9 protein-coding genes are annotated in these 19,690 nt (G+C 67.9%); 7 read left to right on the top strand and 2 right to left on the bottom strand.

Features of this window, described 5'->3' with window-relative positions; translation table 11 throughout:
- Window positions 1-2 precede the first annotated feature (2 nt).
- A complete protein-coding gene (locus ADK60_RS33075; protein WP_159400692.1) occupies window positions 3-893 on the top strand; it encodes a serine/threonine-protein kinase in 891 nt (296 codons plus the stop codon).
- 15 nt (window positions 894-908) lie between these two features.
- Here the strand turns inward: ADK60_RS33075 and ADK60_RS33070 are convergent, their stop codons facing one another.
- Window positions 909-3,623, bottom strand: coding sequence for an AfsR/SARP family transcriptional regulator (locus ADK60_RS33070; RefSeq protein WP_079008888.1), 2,715 nt, complete (start codon window positions 3,621-3,623; stop codon window positions 909-911).
- Between the two features lie 1,154 nt (window positions 3,624-4,777).
- On the opposite strand from ADK60_RS33070, the gene ADK60_RS33060 reads away from it, so the two are divergent.
- The 6 genes from ADK60_RS33060 to ADK60_RS33035 are packed head-to-tail and all read left to right on the top strand — an operon-like array spanning window position 4,778 to window position 17,594.
- Entirely contained in the window at window positions 4,778-6,838 is a 2,061-nt protein-coding gene (locus ADK60_RS33060) for a hypothetical protein (RefSeq protein ID WP_159400691.1), read from the top strand.
- Complete coding sequence (locus ADK60_RS33055) at window positions 6,835-7,815, top strand: hypothetical protein (protein WP_053650640.1); 981 nt, start codon at window positions 6,835-6,837, stop codon at window positions 7,813-7,815. Before ADK60_RS33060 ends, ADK60_RS33055 begins: the two co-directional genes overlap by 4 nt.
- A complete protein-coding gene (locus ADK60_RS33050; protein WP_234371412.1) occupies window positions 7,812-13,280 on the top strand; it encodes a DEAD/DEAH box helicase in 5,469 nt (1,822 codons plus the stop codon). The genes ADK60_RS33055 and ADK60_RS33050 overlap by 4 nt, the downstream gene beginning before the upstream one ends.
- Window positions 13,280-15,010 carry a hypothetical protein gene (locus ADK60_RS33045; protein ID WP_053650638.1) on the top strand — a complete coding sequence of 577 codons (1,731 nt, stop codon included), beginning with the start codon at window positions 13,280-13,282 and terminating at the stop codon, window positions 15,008-15,010. The genes ADK60_RS33050 and ADK60_RS33045 overlap by 1 nt, the downstream gene beginning before the upstream one ends.
- Window positions 15,007-15,843 (top strand): hypothetical protein, encoded by an 837-nt coding sequence (locus ADK60_RS33040; protein ID WP_159400690.1) that lies wholly within the window; start codon window positions 15,007-15,009, stop codon window positions 15,841-15,843. The genes ADK60_RS33045 and ADK60_RS33040 overlap by 4 nt, the downstream gene beginning before the upstream one ends.
- Window positions 15,840-17,594 (top strand): Hsp70 family protein, encoded by a 1,755-nt coding sequence (locus ADK60_RS33035; protein ID WP_053650636.1) that lies wholly within the window; start codon window positions 15,840-15,842, stop codon window positions 17,592-17,594. Before ADK60_RS33040 ends, ADK60_RS33035 begins: the two co-directional genes overlap by 4 nt.
- Here ADK60_RS33035 and ADK60_RS33030 read toward each other — a convergent pair.
- On the bottom strand, window positions 17,560-18,753 hold the full coding sequence (locus ADK60_RS33030) for a tyrosine-type recombinase/integrase (RefSeq protein ID WP_159400689.1): 1,194 nt from the start codon (window positions 18,751-18,753) through the stop codon (window positions 17,560-17,562). The two genes, ADK60_RS33035 and ADK60_RS33030, sit on opposite strands and share 35 nt — an antisense overlap.
- Between the last annotated feature and the right edge of the window lie 937 nt (window positions 18,754-19,690).

The following is a 19,690-nucleotide window of genomic DNA, read 5'->3' as shown; positions in this document are numbered from 1 at the left end:
TCGTGCGTCCTGGCACCCTCCTGAACAACCGCTTTCGGGTCCTACGGGAACTCGGCAAAGGCGGCGAAGGAGAACTCTTCGTTGCCCGTGATGAATACGATCGTCGAGATGTTGCTGTCAAGGCTCAGTTTCGACGCTTCGGTCAATCATTGACTGAATATTCCGGGGAAGCCGAGCCGCTCGAGGAGGAGCTGGCCCGACTGGTGTTCATGGAATCGGTGCCGGGGATTCCCCGGGTTCTGGGCGATGGCTCGCACGATGGTTGGGGCAAGCGGCGATACATCGTGATGGAACTGATCGACGGTGCCACCCTTCGCTCCTGGATGGGCCGACACCAACCGGTGCTCGCCACCGACGCGGCCTGTGTGGTGGCCCAGCTCTGCGAGACCTTGGCGCTGGTGCACGAGCGCTACGTTCATCGGGATGTGACGCCGAACAACGTGATGATTCAGCCCGATGGGCGGATTCGACTCCTCGACGTAGGCAACTCCACGGATTTCTCAACGCCGAACTATGACCCCCGCGGGACACCCGGCTACGCCGCTCCCGAGCAGTACGTGCTGGGCGCCGAGTCCACCGCGAAGTCCGACGTCTTCGCCCTCGGTGTCCTGCTCTTCGAGATGATGACCTCGACACTGCCGTACAGCCGTGTCGAGGGCCCACCCGGCGAGACGGAGCCGGCTTTCCCGAACGGACTCGATTCTCAGATGCCCGAAGAGCTGAAGAGCCTCGGTCTCGCGATGGTCGCCGTCGACCCGCGTGAGCGTCCCAAGATCTCGGACGTTCGCGGCTACCTCGCCACCTGGCTGCCGACGTTCGGCTCCCCCCGGAGCCCGAAGGCCGCCCGCCCCGACCCCTCGGCGTACTTCCGGCTGGTCGAGCCGGCCCGATGAGCCCGGGAGGGATGGTTACGAGAGTTGCCGTTGACGCTCCACCGCAGCGTCGAGGTCTTTCTCACCGAGCGTCGCGAGGAGCACACGGGCTTCTTCGACGACCTGCTCGGCGTCCTGGTCGTTGCCCAGTGCGCTGAGCGCGTCTGAGAGCCGGACCAACGTCCTGGCAACCCGACTCGGGTAAGCCATCGAGCGGTAGAGCATCAGCGCATGACGATAGGCAGTCGCCGCCGCGTCGTGCTCGCCGAGCGCAGCCTGGACACGGCCCATGGTGAACGAGCCGTGTGCTTGGCCGTTGAGGTCGGCGGTGCCTTCCAACAGAGCCAACGACCGGCGACAGTACTCGAGGGCTGAGAAGTGGTCGCCGGCTCGGTGGTGGACGTTGGCGAGTCCGTCGAGCGCAGCTCCCTGTCCGAGCCGGTCGTCCTGTGCTTTGAAGTCAGTCAGGGCGGCCCGGAGTTCCACCACTGCCTGGTCGGTGGTGCCGTCCTCGTGCAGCATGATGCCCAGGCTGTAACGGCCCAACGCGGTGCCCTTCAGGTCGCCGTGGTCCTGGCTGGTGCGGATCGCTCCACGCAGTTCCGCCATGGCCTTCGCACGATCGCCGAGTCCGCGGTGGGTTCCGGCGAGCAGGCGTCGGATCATGGCCACGTCTTCCGGCCTGGCGATCCGTTCGGCTGCCGGGAGGGCGTTGGTGAGGTGACCGAGGGCGTCCAGGTATCGGTGGGACCGCCATTGATAGGTCAGCAGAGTGAGGGCCAGGAGCCAGGTGTACCGGTCGAGCCGGAGCCTCCAGGCCAGCTGGAGTGCGGCGCTCAGGGTGGCGTACTCGGCGTCGAACCAGGTCGTCGCGGCCGCGTGGTTCGGGGGTGAGACTACGGCGAACTCCTCGCTCGCCGTGATCGGCAGTCGGCGATCCGGGTCGAGAACCAGATCACACGACCAGGCGTTCTGCAGCAGGAACTCCAGTACTTGGTGGAGGCACTCGTCATGATCCCCAGGAGCTTGCTGAGCGGCCAGCTGCGTGGCGTAGATGCGGACCAGGTCGTGCATGCCGTATCGGTCGAGGGTGGGCTCGGTCACCAGACTCATGTCGATTAGGTCGTCCAACGATCGCCCGACTGTGGCATGGTCGTGTCCCAGCGCCTGAATCGCGCGCCAGCTGATCGTCGGGCCGGGATGCACGGAGAGTTGCCACAGCAGCTTGGCGGCAGACACGGACAAGAGCCGGTAGGAACTCTCCAGCAGGGAGCTGACGTTCAACTCGTCGGTACGCAGGTCAAGAGGGCGCAGCCCGGAACCTTCCGCCAGCAACCTGCGGACGACGCCCGGCAAGTCCTGGGGCTGGCGGCGGGCGATCTGGGCGGACACGATACGCAGTGCGATCGGCAAGCCGGAGCAGTAGTCGAGCAAGGAGCCGGCGAATGGTCTGGCAAGTCCCATCCGTTCCTCTCCCAGGGATGCTTTCAGTAACTCGGCGGCCTCGGGGCGGTCGAGCGGCGCGAGATTGATCGGCTTCGCGCCCTCCTTGACGACCAGGCCCTCCAGCCGTCGGCGGCTGGTGACGATCGCGGCGCTTCGGCCCTGACCAGGCAGCAGCGGTCGGACCTGTGCCTCGTTCCTTGCGTTGTCCAGGACGACCAGCACTCGGCGACCCGACAGCGCCGAACGGTAGGCCGATACCAGCCCGTCGACGTTTACGGTGGCCGGGGTCGTCCGCAAGTCGTTGAGGAACCGGACCAGGACGGAGGCGACTTCCTCGGGCTCGAGAGTGGAGAATCCCCTCAGGTCGATGTACAGGATCCCGTCCGGAAAGCTCGGCGCGAGGTGCTGGGCCGCGGCAACCGCGAGGAAAGTCTTCCCGACGCCCGCCAGGCCCGTCACAACGGCGATCGGCCCCGACCCGGGCTCCCTGCCCAGTACGACGTCGGCGAGGAGCTTCAGCTCTGATCGGCGGCCGATCAGCTGTTTCTGCTGGGCCGGCAGCTGGTTCAGCCGCTCGGGGAGCCCCAGATCCGGTGACGTGATGCCGGACGTGATGATGTTCTCCTGGCTCGTCCTTGCTAGTAGCAGATGGGCGGTCGGCAGGTTGAAGCGGCGCTGCCATTGAGCGAGCAGCGGGTCGATCGCGTAGTGGCGGCCCAGTGCACCCAGCGACTGGACTTTCAGGCCAAGCAGAGTCTCGCTGTCGGGCCAGTGCACCAGCGCGTCGTCGGCCCGCTGGAGCGCGATGTGGGGTTCGGAACACTCCAAGTCGGTGCGCACGCAGTCCGCGAACGCGTCGTGCAGCTCGCGGAGGATCCAGGTTCGCCGCTGGGCGAAAGCTTCACCTGGCAGGTCCTCTAGCGGGGCGGCTCCGCGCCACTCGGCCAGCGAAGTCAACAGCGCGTCACGCCGATTCTGTGGATTCGAGGTGCGGAGCGCGATGGCGTACTGGCTCCGGAAACGGACCAGGTCGACGCTGGCGGGGTCGACCTGGATGTGGGTGGTGCCGCCGCTGTTTCCCACTTCCAGTCCCACGGCGCGGCGCAATCTGAGGCAGTACTGCCGGATGTTCAAGGGTTTCGTGTCCTCGCCCGGCCAAAGAAATCGAACAACCTCTCGATGGGAAACCGGTTCGCCCGGGGTCAGCAGTAGAAGAGCCAGGAGTTCGCGGGTCTTGCCTGACGGAACATCGACAGATCGTCCGTCGTCGAGTGCGGCCAACTGTCCGAGCAGGCGAAACTTCATGTCAATCCCCAATGTCAAAGCGCGACTTGGCCCGATGGCCGCGTCTTGGACAGCATCGCATGAGCCTCCGGAGGGCCTTTAACGTTCGTTTAACGCATCAGAGTTGATGGCCTACAGGGGCATCTGCCACGCTGCCGTGACATCAGCCCGAGCTCGATGATGGTCGCCTGGCGCGCCATCGAGCCACCAACATCCTGGCCGGTTACCGGAATCCATCCGGTGAAGCGGCTCGGGCTCGTCAGTATCCCAACGAACCATTCAAGGGACGACTATGACTTCGATCCAGCACAAGAGCCGGCAGCGCAGCACGCGCCCGGCGACCACTCGTCGGCCCAAGGCGACGATCCCGCCCCGCCGGAAGCGCCGGCCCCGCCCGAAGCCGGTCCCGGTGCCCCAGCAGGGCGTCGTAACGGTGTACCCGGGCCGGCTGAGGCCGGTCCGTCCGACGGCTCAGCGGATCTACGAGATCGAGCTCTTCGGCGATCTCGAGTAGGGGTGCTTCTGCAGGTGTTGGGAAGACATGCCGACGAGGAGGTCGGGAGGCTCAACCGAGTCGTCGGCGTGTCCGCCAAGCCCAGTGGCAGAATGAGCAAGGATTCAAACTTCCTTCTTCGCGGCGAGCCGCTTCCACAGGAGGCTCGCCACCGTGATGTGGCGCGCTCCTCGACCCTCGTAGCGAGTTGAGGTGGAGGATCCGGGGTCTGTCGAGCTGAACAGGCTTAAGTTGTGGGCTCCTTGGCGCCGTATCTGCTCGGCCGGCGCCTCTGTCGACAAGCGCCGCCCGCGGGGCGCGACCGATGGTTCCCCACTGACGCCCTGACTGCGCACCGTGTGCGACCTTGCTCGTCGGCGCTTGCGATCTGGAAAGCCATTGTGGCGATCGCTGGGCACGGCAGGGCTGATCCGTTGCTTCGCCGATGGCTCACGTTCTGCAGGAGGTTGCTCTCGGCCGCTGGACACGCAGGTGAGGGGCGGGCGGACGTCTACGCGTGTTGTGTCCCGTCCGGGTTGCGCAGCGCAGTGGCAGTAGAGGCTGAGAAGGTGTTCGGAAGTGGCCCGTAGTGGTCAGCGGCGGGTCTATGGTGACGCGGAAGACCGTTCCATGCCGGGAAATTTCACGACCAGGGCATCGGAACCTCTCTTTTGGGGACAGGGTGGACCATTCTTACGGGGCGTGGCAGGAAGTGCTGGCCGAGGAGTTCTTCGGACGCCAGCACGCCGGCCACCCGACGCTGTTCTACGTCGACGACGACGTGGAGCAGGAGCTCAGGCACGGATACGGCATGGACGAGTCCCTTCCCCGGAGCGTGGGCAGGTTCCTGCGTTCGGGGACCGCGGAACCGTACGGCGCGCTGGAGGACTACCGGTGGCGCAGGTGGCAGCAGGACAAGGACGGCGTTCCCGCCTTCCTGCCGCTGCTGGCCTGTTCGGTGATGGCCGCGTCCCGGATGGTGAACGACCGGAACCACCGGGCCACCGCCTACCACGCCCGCTTCTCCGAGTTGCTGACCGGCGACGAGAGGCAACTGGGCAGCCACCACTACGAGCCCGTCTCCCGTATGTGGAAGGTGCTGGCCTCCTGGCAGTACAGCCAGAAGGGTGCACGGGGTCTCTGCACCATTCCCGCCCCCGCCGACCTGCCCTCCAACCGCAGCATGATCGGGTTCGCCCAGTCCCAGGCGCTTCTCAGCGGTGCAGACCGTTCCCTCATACCGAGGTTCTTCCGGTCGTTGCGGGAGTACGGCACGACCTGGCCCCTGCCGGGAGAGAGGCTGCTGGCCCAGATCGAGATCCGGGGCATGGAACAGCACTTCTCCAAGGGCTTCCGCAACGCTCTGCAGGAGGGGGAGTTCCGCCCCTTCCTCGCCAAGCTGATCGGCAACTACGCCGCTTCCTGGGACGGTTCGGACGAGCTGGTGCCCACCGGTGCCACCCGGGCCGAACTCCTGGTGCGGCTGGACGCGGGGCGTCTCAGCTGGGTGGCGCGACTGCGGTCCGCGGAGCAGAAGAAGCGCATTGAACTCAAGGACGGCGTCGTCCTCGAGCAGCTCGGCGACACCGCCTACTACGAGGTCACGGGCCTGCCCGCCCCGAGCGCGGACACCCTCAGCAAGGGTATCCGCCGGGACGGGGACGGTCTGGTGCTCAGCTGCCCCTCCTCCTCCATCCTGGTGCTCGCGCGGGACGACGTGCTCGGTGTCTGGGCCGGCACCGACGGCTTCCGCACGGGAGAGGCACACGTGGTGCTCGCCGCCCCGACCGCGCAACGGGACGTGCAGCGGCTGCTTGACAAGGCCGCGACCACGGGCCGCAGCGCCGACACCAGCAAGCTGGTCTGGGTGCCGCAGGGCTGGTCCATGCACAAGCCCGTCACCTTCGACGACGCGGTCAGCCTGCGCCGGGCGCTCCAGGAGGTCCAGGGTGCGGTCGGCCTCCTGCAGCCCCCGGCCCAGTTCAAGCTCCGCCTCGAGGGCGGACTGAAGCTCGCCCCCTCGCTCGACGCCCACCTGTACCTTCGGGGAGGTGAGCCCCAGGTGGTCCTCCCGGACGTCACGGAGGGCACTGGCACCCTCCTGATCGACGGCGAGGAGCGCCCCGAGCTCAGGAAGGCGATCGTCGCGGGCCGCCCCGTCCCCTTGGCCCTGCTGCGGCTGGATCCTGGCCGCCACACGGTGAACTACGTAGGCGGGGAGATCGGCTTCGCCACCACGGACCAGGCCGTCATCGAGCCAAAGGCCACGAAGATCTGCGGCTTCGCCGTCGTGGACGGCAAGGCCTCGGAGTCGCCCTCGCTCCTCGTCGAGCAGACCCTGCCGACCGGCATCACCGGCGCCGACTGCACGAGCGCCACGCCCCAGGACGCGGCAGCCGTCATGGAGCTGTGCCGTCGGGACGCGGACGAGGTGCTGTTCGCGGCGGCCGACGGGCGGCTGTGGACATTGGAGGCCCCGGAACAACCGGACTGGTGGACGGAACGTCTTCCTGACACCCCCGCCCCGCTCCGCTTCGAGGCCGACTTCCACGGCATCGGCGGCTGGCTCCTAGAGCGCCGGAGCGGACGCTGGAAGGGCCACCCGGTGAATCCCGGAACGCCGAAGCCGAGGAGTGCCGGCAACCCGCGGGCCTGGGCCCGCGCCGTCGTCAACGCTCAGCAGGCGTCCGTCGAGCCCTCCTGGGCCGCGTACGTGCAGGCGGCGAAGGAGCTGGACCGATGAGCAGCAACGAGTTCGGTGGGATCCTCGTGCGCTGGCTGAGCGAGAGCCGCAGCGGCAAGGCGTCCGCGCTGCGCGAAGGGGTCCGCAACCAGGCCCGGGCATGGAGCCTGGAGCTGAAGGAGTACGCCGACTGGGACTGGATGCGCAAGGCGGCCGCTCTCGGCTTCATCGACGTGGACTTGCGCGCCGACCGCTGGTCGGTGGCCCCACCGGTGCTGACCCGGCTGCCCCACGCCGACGGGCTCGCGTTGCTGACCGGTGCGCGCACCGCGCAGATCAGCACGCGTATCGAGGAGGCGGCACAGGAGTGGATGGAGCTGATCACTGTCCCTCACCGGCCAGAGGCCGGTGAGGCGCCGCTGCCTGACACCCTCCTGTTCCAGTACGAGGACCTGCGGACCCTGCAGGGCGCCGCAGAGCTCCTCGGCGCCCGCTACGTGCCCTGCGCCGCTCGGCAGCTGACGGAGCTCCTTCCGCAGGCGGCGATGGGCCCCGAGTCCGCACCGCCCGGTGGGAGCACCGCCAACACGCTGGAGAAGTACGAGCTACGCCTCCAGCGGTTCGTCCCCGTGGAAAGGGACGACGAGGACGGCCTGTACCGGTGGCGCGGGGCCGACTACGCACGCTTGACCCGCGTCCGCCACAACAGTGTCTTTCATGTGGTGGAACGCGAGGCGGGCGTCTACCTGGAGCTCGCTCGCCATCGCACAGGTGCGATGCGGTGGCGGCCAGAGTCCGGCAAGGGCCGCGCCGGTATCGGCCGGCTCCTCGTCGACCGGTACGCGCCCCTCCCCGCCCTGCACGAGCGCGCAGCCGTCCTGTGCAGCGGCTTCCCGCCCTCGGCGGCTGCGCAGACGAAGACCCGCGCGTATGACAACGTACCGAGGACGCTCGCCGAGGCGATCGCAGCCTCGCTGCAGCAGAACCTGGAGATCATGCCGCGATCGGTGGCGGCCACCGGCGGGAGGACCAAGTGAGCGTCGAACAGCAGACAGCGGCGGTGGCGGACACCGATGTTCAAGACGTCATGGGCACTTTCGACGACCTACGCAGCGCGCTCTTCCGCTACTACGACACACCTTTCGGCGTCGACGACCGTTCCGTCATGGAGGAACGGCGCAACCTGCTGGACCGGGACAACGGGGCCTGGCGCAGCCCGCTGATCGAGCTGCGCCCGCAGTACGCCTCCCGGGGAGTCAGCATCGCGGACTCCTTCGCCGAAGCAGGAGCGCACCCCGACGCGGCCGAGTTCGCCCGCTTCACCCTCCCCGACGGCGTGACCAGCCTCTACCAGCATCAGCACGACGCGCTGGTCGCCGCGTGCGAGGGCAAGGACTTCGTGGTCACCGCAGGCACCGGTTCCGGCAAGACGGAGTCCTTCCTGCTGCCGGTCCTCGCCGACCTGGTCGCCGAGTCCGCCCACTGGCCGGGCACCCGTGCGGTACAGCGGGAATGGTGGCAAGGAGACGGCGACTACGTGCCCAGCCGACGGGGCGAGCACGGGCACCCCGCCGCCATGCGGGTGCTGATCCTCTACCCCACCAACGCCCTCGCCGACGACCAGTTGACCCGGCTTCGGAAGTCGCTGGACAGCCGTGAGGCCCACGGGTGGCTGGACCGGAAGCGCAACGGACACCGCTTCTACTTCGGCCGCTACACCGGAGCCACCCCCGTCTCCGGCAGCCGCGATTCCGAGCCGGCCAACTTCCGTCTCCGGCAGTACCTACGGGAGGTTCAGGAACGGCAACGCAAGGCCGACGAGAAGCTCGACGAGGAGCTGCGGCCCTTCATCCCGCGCCTCGGCGGAGCGGAGATGCATGCCCGCTGGGACATGCAGGCAGCGCCGCCGGACATCATGGTCACCAACTACTCGATGCTGAACATCATGCTGCTCCGCAAGCAGGAGGAGCACATCTTCCGCGCCACGAGGAAGTGGCTGGAGGAAACCCCGGACGCCCGCTTCACCCTGATCCTCGACGAACTCCACATGTACCGCGGCACGGCTGGCACCGAGGTGGCCTACCTGCTGCGCAACCTCCGCCACCGCCTCGGCCTCGACAAGAACCCCGAGAAGCTGCGTGTGCTCGCAGCCTCCGCCTCCCTGGAGGCCGGTCGGGACGACGACTTCCTCAATGGGTTATTCGCCCTGCCCGGCTCCCGGCGCGTGGTCATTCCTGGAAAGGCGAAGGAGATCCATGGCGGGGGCGACCTTGCCGCGCACACCGAACGCCTCGCGCAGGCGGCGGAGGTCGCCGTCACCCAGGCCGGAGCCGTCGCCCTGGCCCGGGAGACCGGCCTCGGCCCGGCGCTCCAACACGCACTCACTCCCGGCGGCAAGCCGCGTGCCCTGCCCGCTCCCGAACTGGCGAAGAACCTATTCCCGGACAGCCCCGACGAACGCCGCCAAGCCGCCCTCCACGGCGTTCTGCGCGTAATCGGCTCGGCCCAGGACCCCGAACTTCCCCAGCTCCGAGCCCACTTCTTCTTCCGGAACATCGAGGGCATCTGGGCCTGCTCCGACCCGAACTGTCCCGACATCCCCGTGGAACACGGCCTCGAACGGCGGGTCGGTCGGCTCTTCGCCGAGCCCACCTCCCGCTGCACCTGCGGGGCCCGCGTACTGGAACTCCTCTCCTGCCAGGCCTGCGGCGACCTCATGCTCGGTGGGTACGCGAGCCCCAAGGACACCCGGCGGCGCAAGTTCACCGGTGCCCTCCACACCGACTTCCCCGACCTGGACCTGCTCCCCGACGAGGCCAGTGGCGCACCTACGGCAGCGAACTACGTCGTGTACTGGCCGCGCACCAAGGGTCTCGGCCTCGACGCCCCCGGTTGGCACGCGAGCCTGTCCGACGGAGGGCCGCAGGTCGAGTTCGAGTTCCGCCGCAGCGCTTACCAGCCCGGCACCGGTCGCCTGGAGAACCGGGACGTCCAGCACACCGGGTGGTCGTTCCACATCTCCGTGCCCCTGGACAAGGAGGGCAAGAAGCCGGCCTACGACCCGGCCCGGCTACAGGCCTTCCCCACCCGCTGCCCCGCCTGCGGCGACGACTGGGAGATCAAGTACGACAGGGACGGCCGTTTCGTTCCGCTGGAATCCCCTGACCGGCTGCGCAACGCGCCGGTCCGGCGGATGCGCACCGGTTTCTACAAGATCAACCAGGTGCTGGTGACCGAAGCCCTCGGCCACCTTCCCGACGGCCGGCGCAAGGCGATCGCTTTCTCCGACAGCCGTGACGACGCCTCCGAGCTCGCCAGCGGTCTTGCCCTGCGCCACCACCAGGACCTTCTCCGCCTGCTCAGCGCCCAGGCCGTCGAGCACCAAGGGGATCCGTTCGGAGACCTCCAACTGGTGAAGGCCCACTACGCCGGGGAACCGGTCGATCGTGCGGGCACCCGTGCCGCCATGGAACGACTGAGGGACCGCAACCCGGCGGACTGGGGACGCCTGAAGGCGATCCTCGCCGACGACCTCGACGCGGAACCGGAACTCCTGCCCGACCTGGAGCGGAAGTTCTCCGAACTGCCCTCGCTGGACGACCTCGCCTCCGACCTCGAAGGCATGCTGCTGAAGTACGGCACCAACCCCGCCGGTCCCGCGGCCTCGCTCCAACAGACCTCGGCCGGACAACCCTGGACCGCGCTCTACAACTGGGACCGGGACCGGGAAGCGGTGGTGGAGACCCAGGCACAGGAGGAACTCCTCAACCGGCTCCGCTCCCGCCTCCGCCTCGAGGCGATCGGCAGTCTCTTCTCCGGCGGCGGCCGTGACTTCGAGTCGCTCGGACTCGGCTGGCTCTGCCTGAGCGACGACCGCTCGCCCCTGGAGATCGGCGGCCTGGACAGCGATCAGGCCGTGGCGCGTGCCAGCCTGCGGATCATCGGCCTGATGCGGCGCTTCACCCGGATACGTGCCTCCCTGCAGAGGCCGCCTGCGCCTCTGAAGCGTTTCTGGAAGCAGGTCGCCGAACGGCAGGGTACCGATGTGCAGACGATTGAGGACCGGGTGCTCGGCGTCTGGAAGGACGCCGTGGTCGACTACGTCATCAAGCCGGAGAAGGTGGCGCTCCGCCCCGGCGAGAACAAGACCTGGACATGCCGTTCCTGCCACCGTCCGCACCTCCACCCGGGCACGGGGCTGTGCACCAAGTGCCTGACCCCGTTGCCCGCTGTGCCCCAGCAGTACAGCGGAGTCCTCGAAGGCGACTACTACGCATGGAAGGCCGCCCACCGCACCGGTGACTTCCCCCTACGCACCGCGGAGCTGACCGGCCAGACGGACCGGCTGGAGGCCCAGCGTCGCCAGGGCCTCTTCCAGGACGTCTTCCTTGGCGACAACGACGTCCCGCAGGCGGACGGCCTGGAACTGCTCTCCGTGACCACGACCATGGAGGCCGGGGTCGACATCGGTCCCCTCAACACAGTGATCATGGCCAACATGCCGCCCACCCGCTTCAACTACCAGCAGCGGGTGGGGCGCGCAGGCCGACGCAACAGCCCGGTCGCCGTGGCCCTCACCGTCTGCCGCGGTCGCAGCCATGACGAGCACTACTTCGCCCGACCGGAAGCCATCACCAACGACCCGACCCCGCCGCCCTACCTGGTCCTCGGCATGGTCTCCGTCTTCCGACGGGTCCTGCTGGGAGAGGTCCTGCGCCAGGCCTTCGAGCCGCTGCAGCCGGAAGACCGGCGGAAGGGACCGGACATGACGACCAACGTCCACGGACAGTTCGGTCTGGCCGCCGACTGGCCGGTGCACCGCGGTGCCGTCCGCCGCTGGACCGCCGAGCGCACGGACCGCATCCGAGCCGCTGCCGCTGCCCTCCGGACTGGAACACCCGAGAACATCGCCGCCATCGACCCGGTGGCCGCCGTCGGCGAACTCCTCGGCCAGATCGACGAAGTGGCAGCCCGGACGGTCGGCCACTCCGACCTCAGCCAGCGTCTTGCAGAGGCGGGTCTCCTACCCATGTTCGGCTTCCCGACCCGCTCCCGTCTCCTCTACCGGAACATCCCGCAGAAGACCTTCCCCTGGCCGCCGGCAGACTCCGTCAACCGCGACCTGGCCGTCGCCCTCAGCAAGTTCGCACCGGGCAGCGAAACCCCGCAGGACGGTCGTCTGCTCCGCTCCATGGGAGTGGTCTCCCTCGTCCCGAGCGGTCGCGGAGTGCAGGCCGCTGAGGACCCTTTCGGGCCGGAACAGTTGATCGCCATGTGCCGGATCTGCTCCCACGTGGACCCGCAGGCCGCCGTCGACATGGAGACCGGGAACGCCGGCACCTGCCCCGCCTGCGGCGCGGAGAGCAAGTACTACAGGGCCGTACCCTTCCGAGAGCCCGCAGGCTTTCGGGCTGCCCGCGAAGCACGGGACTACGACGGCTACCGGGAGCTCGGCTCCAACGCCACCAGCGCACGGACCGCCACCGACCTGGAGAAGACCGCCCCGCGCATCCACCGTGCCGCCGACGACTGGATGGTCGTCCACACCGGCAGCGGCGACCGCTACATCGTCAACACCAACGCCGGAAAGCTCTTCCGGTTCGCCAAGAACACCGGCCCGTGGCGCGGCTACGTCGCTCTGGACCACCCCAAGGCGGAAGCCGACATGGAGATCGCCCTCGGCGCCACCCAGCACACCGACATGCTCTTCATCGGGGCTAAGGGCGCCCTCGACACGGGCCGGGGCCTCCGCTTCGACATCTCGAAGTCCCAACAGATCGACGGCTTCCCCGAGGCCTACTACGGCCGGCGCGCCGCCTGGTACTCGCTGGCGGCCCTGCTGCGCCGTGCCGCCGCCCCACACCTGGACGTGCAGCCGGAGGAACTCCTTAGCGGCATCCACGGCTCGGACGCCCCGGTGGCCGCTCCCGTCATGGCCTACCTGGCGGACAGCCTCGACAACGGCGCTGGCTTCAGCACCTACCTCGGTTCGGAGGAACACATTGAGGAGTTCCTCCAGGCGGTCGACCGTTACGTGCGCGACCTGGAGGCCGACCACCATGCGCAGAACTGCCGCAGCTCCTGCTACGCCTGCCTGCGCGACTACTCGAACATGCGCCTGCACCCGCTGTACGACTGGCGGCTCGCTCGCGATCTGACCGACGCCCTTCGCGGCCGGAAACTGCAGATCGATCCGGACGAGCACGCCGTCCTGCTGAAGGGTTGGGCGGACGAGGAGCCCACTGTCAGCCTGAAGGAGACCGCTGCCGGACCGGTGGCGCTCTTCAGGTCGGACTTCACCGGCGAGCCCGTCGCGGTCGGCGTCAAGCATCCGTTGGAGTCCGCCGGCGAGGAGTGCGGAAACGAACGACTCCAGGCCCTCCGTCAGGAGGTTAGTGGCGGTGGCCTCGCAGCCAGGATCGCCTTCGCCGACTCCTACAGCCTGGACCGGACCCCTGCCGCGGTGATCGAGCAGGTGCACATCTTCGCGGAGGAGCTCTGATGACGGCAGGGATCCCGCTGGGAGCGGGCCAGGACGAGCAGGCCCGCCTGGAGGAGTTGCGGCAGCGTGAGATCGCCCGCCGTCTCGCCCTCCGCCAGGCCCGGACCGTTGGGAATGCCCCGGAGGTGTCGGAAGGCCCCAGCAGTCCTGCTCCGGTCGTTCCGCCGCAGAGGCAGCCGGCGCCGGAACCGGTCATGCACCAGCCGGTCCCCGAAGGATTCACCGACCGGGAGGCCTGGGAGCGCGCCCGCTCCTTCACCGAAATGGTGCTGCCCGATGCGCTGAAGGCGGAGATCAGCGCGTTCTCCGGGCAGAAGCTGGCCCGGGCCGTGGCCGAGACAGCATCTCGGCAGGAGGACCCGGTCGCGGGCGTCTCCCTGCTCGTCGTGGCACAGGAGCACGGGCTGGACGTCTTTAACGGCCGGCTCCTGGACCGGGCCCGCGCTCTGATGGAGGACAAGCCGCTGCCACTCCTGGGGGAGCCGGGCAGTATGTGGCAGATTTACCAGGACGACCGTCGCTTGATGGGGACCAACCTGCCGGCCCCTCGGCAGAGGGCGCTCCTGGTGAAGCTTCCCCGGCCGCTTCTCGACGACTACATCGACGAGGAGTGGATCGGCGCGGTACCCGAGCGCGACGGCACGTCCCGCGCTGCCTACTTCCGCGCCCGCCTGGACCCGGTGTCCCTCAGCGACGAGGAGATGGACCTGCTGGCCTGGCCCCTGGAACGGGAGCGCCGGGAGGCCGGTCCGGGAACGGAACCCGGCCGTGACTGGCCGCAGGACTGGCACCTACTGGTGAAGCTACAGGCCAACGACGCCAAGGCCATCGCCGAGGAGTGGACCGACCTCCTGCCGCCGACTCAGAAGCTCCTCGAAGCCTTGCGCGAGGTGCGGCGGATTGGGGAGGCCCCGGACGACCTCGTTGCCGACGAGCGGTTGTGGGTCCTCCTGGAGCGGATCCACCCCGGCGTGCGCAGCGCGAGCAACAAGAAGTTCAACGGTTGGATCGGTGTTCGGACCCTGATCAGGGCCGTGCGGCAGATGCATCGTGCCCTCCTCCGCGGGGCCTACGAGATGGCGGAGCAGCGGAGGAAAGCGGCGCTCACCATGACCGCAAGGCTCCGCCATAACTCGCAGCCGGTGCGCTGGGAGGCTCAGAACATCCAGGCCTACCTGCGCGCCGGCCAGGAGATGACGGAGTCCCTCGAACTCCTCAAGCAGGACGCCGAAGGCCGTCTCCCGGCGCCGGACCAGCTCGGCGGAGGTGTCGTGGCCGTGCTGCGGAAGAATCGGGACTTCCTGGAAGACCGACACCTCGGAGAACGGGACCAGCCGCTCAACCCCTATCTGGTGCTCGGCGTGCCCGACGGGGCGGACGACTGGAAGACGGCCTGGCGAGCCCTGAGGAAGGAACTCGACGACAATGGCCGCGTCCGGATCAACCGTGCCAAGGACATGATCGAGAAGGCCGAGCGGGGACAGCAGGAAGTTCCCTGGTTCGCCGTTCCGCTCGCACCGTACCGCTGGAAGGATCCCACAGGCACGAGCCATCGGCTGGAACTCCCGCCCGAGCCTTTGCAGAGGCTCACCGAGCCGCCCACGGGAAGCGACCGTGCGTGGTCTCGTGCCGAGGCGGCCAGAGAAATAATCACCAGGGCGGCAGAACGCCTCTCCCCGGGTACTGAAGACACCACAGCCCTTGAAGACCCAGAGAGCAGCACATCGTGAGCAACGGAGCCGGTAACGGCGACAGTGGTTCCAGTCCCCATGACGGCTCCCAGCGGGACCGGGGACGCGGGCCGAACATCGGAAGCGTGCGGAGTCGTGGTGAGTGCAGGGCAGCCGAGGTTGCTCCCTGGCGGTTCACCGAGAGCCACCTACCCGAGTTCACCCCGGGGGCCCTGGACGCCGCCGCGATCCTGAAGTCGGTCAACGAGACGCTCCTGCCCGTGGTGGAGAAGGAGTTGGAGAGGGCGACGGAGAATCTGGGCGCGGCTCTGGCCGACAAGGAGACCGAGGCCGATCTGGTATCCACTCTTCGGGCCGAGCTGATGCGCCGAGTGCTTCCCCAGTTCACCGAAGCAGTACGCAAGGGCGTGCTGGAGAGCATCTGCATGCGTCAGATGCACCTGGCGCAGCTGGCCGTCCTGCATCGGCAGGCGCTGGACGCGAAGAGCTTGCAGGTGGTGCTGACCCGCCTCGACCACGAGGCGGCGAAGGCCGGCCTGCAGATCGTCGGCGACACCGGTGATCAGTCGCTGTTCAACGTCGTGGAGGATCAGCCCGGTGTGATGAAGAGCGGCCCGGTCACCTTTGAACTTGTCGCGCCCGCCTATGTCGACAAGGAGTCCGGGAAGCTCGTCGAACGCGGTTGGTTGAGGGCTCTCCCGGCTGAGCAACCGGCTCCTGCAGCGGCAATCAGCGATCCGGGTACAGGGCAGGCTGAAGATCTCGATGCCCCGTCAAGCACGGCGGTCACGGCTCCGGAGCCGACCTACAGGCAGACGCTGCGCGCCGCAGTTAGCCGGCGGATCGGAATGACTTGGAGGGAATCGCGATGAGCTTCGGTATTGACTTCGGCACCAGCAACTCTGTGGTGGCTCGCTGGAACGGTCACACCACCGAAGTGCTGCCGGTCGACGGCGACAACGTACCCGCCCAGTGGCGGATGTCGGAATTCGAGCAGCTCTTCCCTTCCGTGCTGTCCGTTCGCGACCTCCAGCGGACCCTCTGCTTCGGTTGGGAGGCGAAGACCGCCACCAGCGAGCCGCTTGACGCCGTCAAGCGCATGCTCGGCACCCGCTCCGGTGCCGAGAAGGGCGACGACATCGACGGCCTCGAGGTCGTGGCCCGGCTCGAAGAGCACCATGCTTGGGTCGGCTCGGAGAAGTTCCATAGTACGGTCGCGGCCGCCTCCCTCTTCAGTCGAATGAAGGAAGGCGCCTCCGCTCAACTGCTCGATCTGTCCGACGCGGTCGTCACCGTCCCCGCCAACGCCACGGGCGGCGCCCGCTACCGCACCCGCGCCGCGGCAGCGCTCGGCGGACTGAGGGTTCGAGCCCTGCTCAACGAGCCCACCGCGGCTGCGATCTCGTACGCGCACGACGTCCCGATCCCCGGCCGCTTCCTCGTTTTCGACTGGGGCGGTGGCACCATCGACGTGACCGTCCTCGAATACGACGACGGCCTCTTCGAAGAACAGACTTCTCGCGGTATCACTGCCCTCGGAGGCTTGGAGTTCGACAACGCGCTGGCCCAGCTGATCCAGCAGAAAATCGGCCTGACCACGGACCAGCTCACCAAGGCCGAACGACGCAGGTGGCGCCGGTCGGTCGAGCTGACGAAGATCGCCCTGTCCTCCGTGCCAATGGACGGCGCGCTCTTCTTCGACCTCCCGATCGGCCTCGCCTCCTCGATCTCGAAGCGTGAAGTCACGATCACCGCGGCCGAGTACACCGAGGTGATCACCCCGCTCATCACTCGCGCCCTAGCGCCGGTTCAGCAGGCCCTGAAAGACGTGGCCATCACCCCGGACGACATCGACTCCGTCCTGATGATCGGCGGCACTTCGCAGATCCCCCAGGTACGTCACGCCCTGGGTAAGCTCCTCGGCCATGACCGCATCGTCGACAGCGGTCTGTGCCGGCCTATGACCGCCGTTGCCCGAGGGGCAGCCATCTATGCTGCCTCCCTCGACGGCGAACTCGGCGACGACAGCGACTTCTCCCTGGTGACCAGCTACGACCTGGGAACGGCCGTGAGCGCTGGCGAACAGAGGGGCTTCCGTACCATCATCCGACGCAACGCCACGCTGCCCGCGGAGGGTACGGCCAACTTCTACCCGGACACGCCGGGCGCTTCCTTCGTGCGCGTTCCGGTGATCGAGGGCGAGGTCGGCCACTCGGCCGACAGCGACCGTGCTTTCCCCCTGGCCAACATCGAGGTGAATCTCCCGACCCGCGAACAGGACATCCGACGGAACAAGATCGAGATCAAGTTTCGCTACAACGAGAGCGGCATCCTGCGCTTCACCGCCACCCATGCGGAGACCGGCTTGGTGCTTGCCGAGCGCGAGATCGATTCCTTCGGCCCTGACGGCACCCCGCTGCAGCACGGCCTCGACGATGAATTGACCCGCCTCTTGGCCCACACCGTCCGCCCGTTCGCCGACGGCTCCGCCAACGTCCGACACCTCTCGGCGGCCGAAACGGCCAACGCCCGCCCCGCCCCGATCGACATGTCCGTGCGCGTGGTGGAGACCGACCCGGCCGTAACAATCAATGGCGAGCCGCAGGGCGTGATGAGGGAGTGACTTTAACCAGCTCCTGGACTCCGTTGGGTCGGTGCACATCCTGTGAGCGGGCCCGGGGTTGGTTGGCTTCGGCGCGGTCGAGCGCTCTGCTCAGGGCCTGGACGGCCTGGTCGGCGGAGTCCTTGAGGAGGAGGCCGTAGAGGTTGATGGTGGTGGCGAGGGTGGCGTGGCGCAGGGGCTTGGAGACGACGGCGAGGGGGATGCCTTCGGCTACCATGATGCTGGCGGCGGTGTGGCGCAGGTCGTGCAGGCCGATTGTGGGGAGGGCGGCTTCGGTGGTGCCTTTGCGGAGCTGGTCGAGGACCCACTGCGGGCGTAGGGGCAGGCCGCTTTGGTGGGCGAAGACGAGGCCTTCCAGCCGGCCGTCGGGGTGGGCGGCCATTTGGAGGGCGGCCATGACTCTGGGGGAGAGGCTGATCCAGGCGCGGCTGGCCTCGGTCTTGGGCTCGCGGAGGTGAAGCTTGCCGTTGTTGACGGCGGAGAGGGTCCAGCGGACATAGAGCTTGCGGTCCATGAGGTGCACGTCGGAGCAGTGAAGGGCGAGGATCTCACCGCGGCGCATGCCGGTGCCGAGCCTGACCTCGAACAGGTCGGTCAGCCGGTCGGCATAGTGCTCGGCGTTGTGGCGCAGGAACGCTGCCGCCTCGTCGGGCGTCCGGCAGACGCGCTCGGCGGCACGGGGCTTGGACGGGACCGAGTGCTTGGCCGGGTTGTAGCGAAGCCGCCACGAGCACACCGCGTGGTTCAGCGCGTTGCGCAGCGTGGTCACGCCCCGGTAGATCGTGACCCGGCCGCGGCCGGCCTGCTGCTGGGCCGTGACCCAGGCGTCGACATGCTTGAGGCGCAGGTCGGGGAGCCGGTAGTGACCGAACGCGGGGATCAGGTACCGCTCGACGCAGCCCGCGTACCCGGCGTAGCTGTTCGGCGCGAGCACCTCCTTCTTTGCCGCGAGCCACTCCCGCAGGAAGCTCGCCACGGTGGCCCGACGGTCCTCGTAGACCCCGCCCAGCTCGCCGTCGAGCACCGCCTTCATCTCCCGGGCCGCCTTGGCCCGGGTGGCGAAACCGCCCCGACGGCGAGTGCGGCGCCTCCCGTCCTCCGGGGCCAGGTCGACGCAGTACGTCCACGACCCGTGACCCGCCTCCTCCAGAAGTCGCACACACCACGGACCCAGCTGCTTTCAGTGCCCGTCCGAACAACCACACCGCCGATAGACCCGGCCCCGCCGTGCACGCTGTCCCATGAGCTTCCCCTTCTCCCGATCGGGTGATCCTGGGGCCAAGAGTCGCCGCCTGACCGGGCGTGGCGGCAGAGCGTGAGGGGCAGCGCGCGAGGCACGTCAGAACCACACGGCGAAGACACGCTCAAGACGACACACCGCCCGGAAGATCACTATCCGCAACTGGTGGGTAAGCGACCGTGATCCGCCCGCAGGCGCCGGCTCCGTGGGCCGGCTAACGGCATCGCCACGGGGGGCAATCGGGCCGGAACGACGCCGCTTGCTGAAGGGCCGACAGGTCTCGATCACGGGCCGTAGCTGTCGCGGGGCGGTCGGCCTGGGACCACTTTGGGACCACACCTGATGAGCGCCTATGGACGCCGATGGTCCGAAACGGACACTTCTGTACGAAGTAAACACTGAGCAACTGTCAGCTCTCTGTGCCGCCGCTTCCGCCGAGAAGTCCCAACTCACTTGTATTTCAGGATAGTTGAGCAACAAAACAGCCGAGGCTTTGAGGCCTCGGCTGCCGACAATAGTTGAACCCCTTGACTTGGGGGTCAAGGGGTCGCAGGTTCAAATCCTGTCGTCCCGACGGGAGTCGGAAAGGCCGTTGGCCGGGAGAAATCCCAGGTCAGCGGCCTTTTTGCTGATGATACGTCAGTGGATCGGGCCCGCGACAAGCACTCCCTGGCGATCTTGCTGGGGACCACCTGGGGATCAAGGCCAAGGAATCGCGGTCACGGTGCGTCCTCGGGTGCGCCGCCAGGGCGTCCATATCGGAGCTTGTGCCCGGATTGCCCGGATTGCTGCTGGTGCACTGTCATGTCTTGGATGGGTGGGGAGTTTGATGATGGTGCACCTTGACCTGCCGGGC

Origin of the sequence: Streptomyces sp. XY431 (assembly GCF_001279805.1) — a bacterium.
GTDB lineage: Bacteria > Actinomycetota > Actinomycetes > Streptomycetales > Streptomycetaceae > Kitasatospora > Kitasatospora purpeofusca.
The sequence above is the reverse complement of the archived record's forward strand: the minus strand, read 5'-3'. Positions and strand labels throughout refer to the sequence as shown.

Bases quoted from the DNA above. Each gene is read 5' to 3' on its own strand.
- ADK60_RS33070 (WP_079008888.1), bottom strand. From the start codon at position 3,623: ATGAAGTTTCGCCTGCTCGGACAGTTGGCCGCACTCGACGACGGACGA.
- ADK60_RS33055 (WP_053650640.1), top strand. From the start codon at position 6,835: ATGAGCAGCAACGAGTTCGGTGGGATCCTCGTGCGCTGGCTGAGCGAG.
- ADK60_RS33045 (WP_053650638.1), top strand. From the start codon at position 13,280: ATGACGGCAGGGATCCCGCTGGGAGCGGGCCAGGACGAGCAGGCCCGC.
- ADK60_RS33035 (WP_053650636.1), top strand. From the start codon at position 15,840: ATGAGCTTCGGTATTGACTTCGGCACCAGCAACTCTGTGGTGGCTCGC.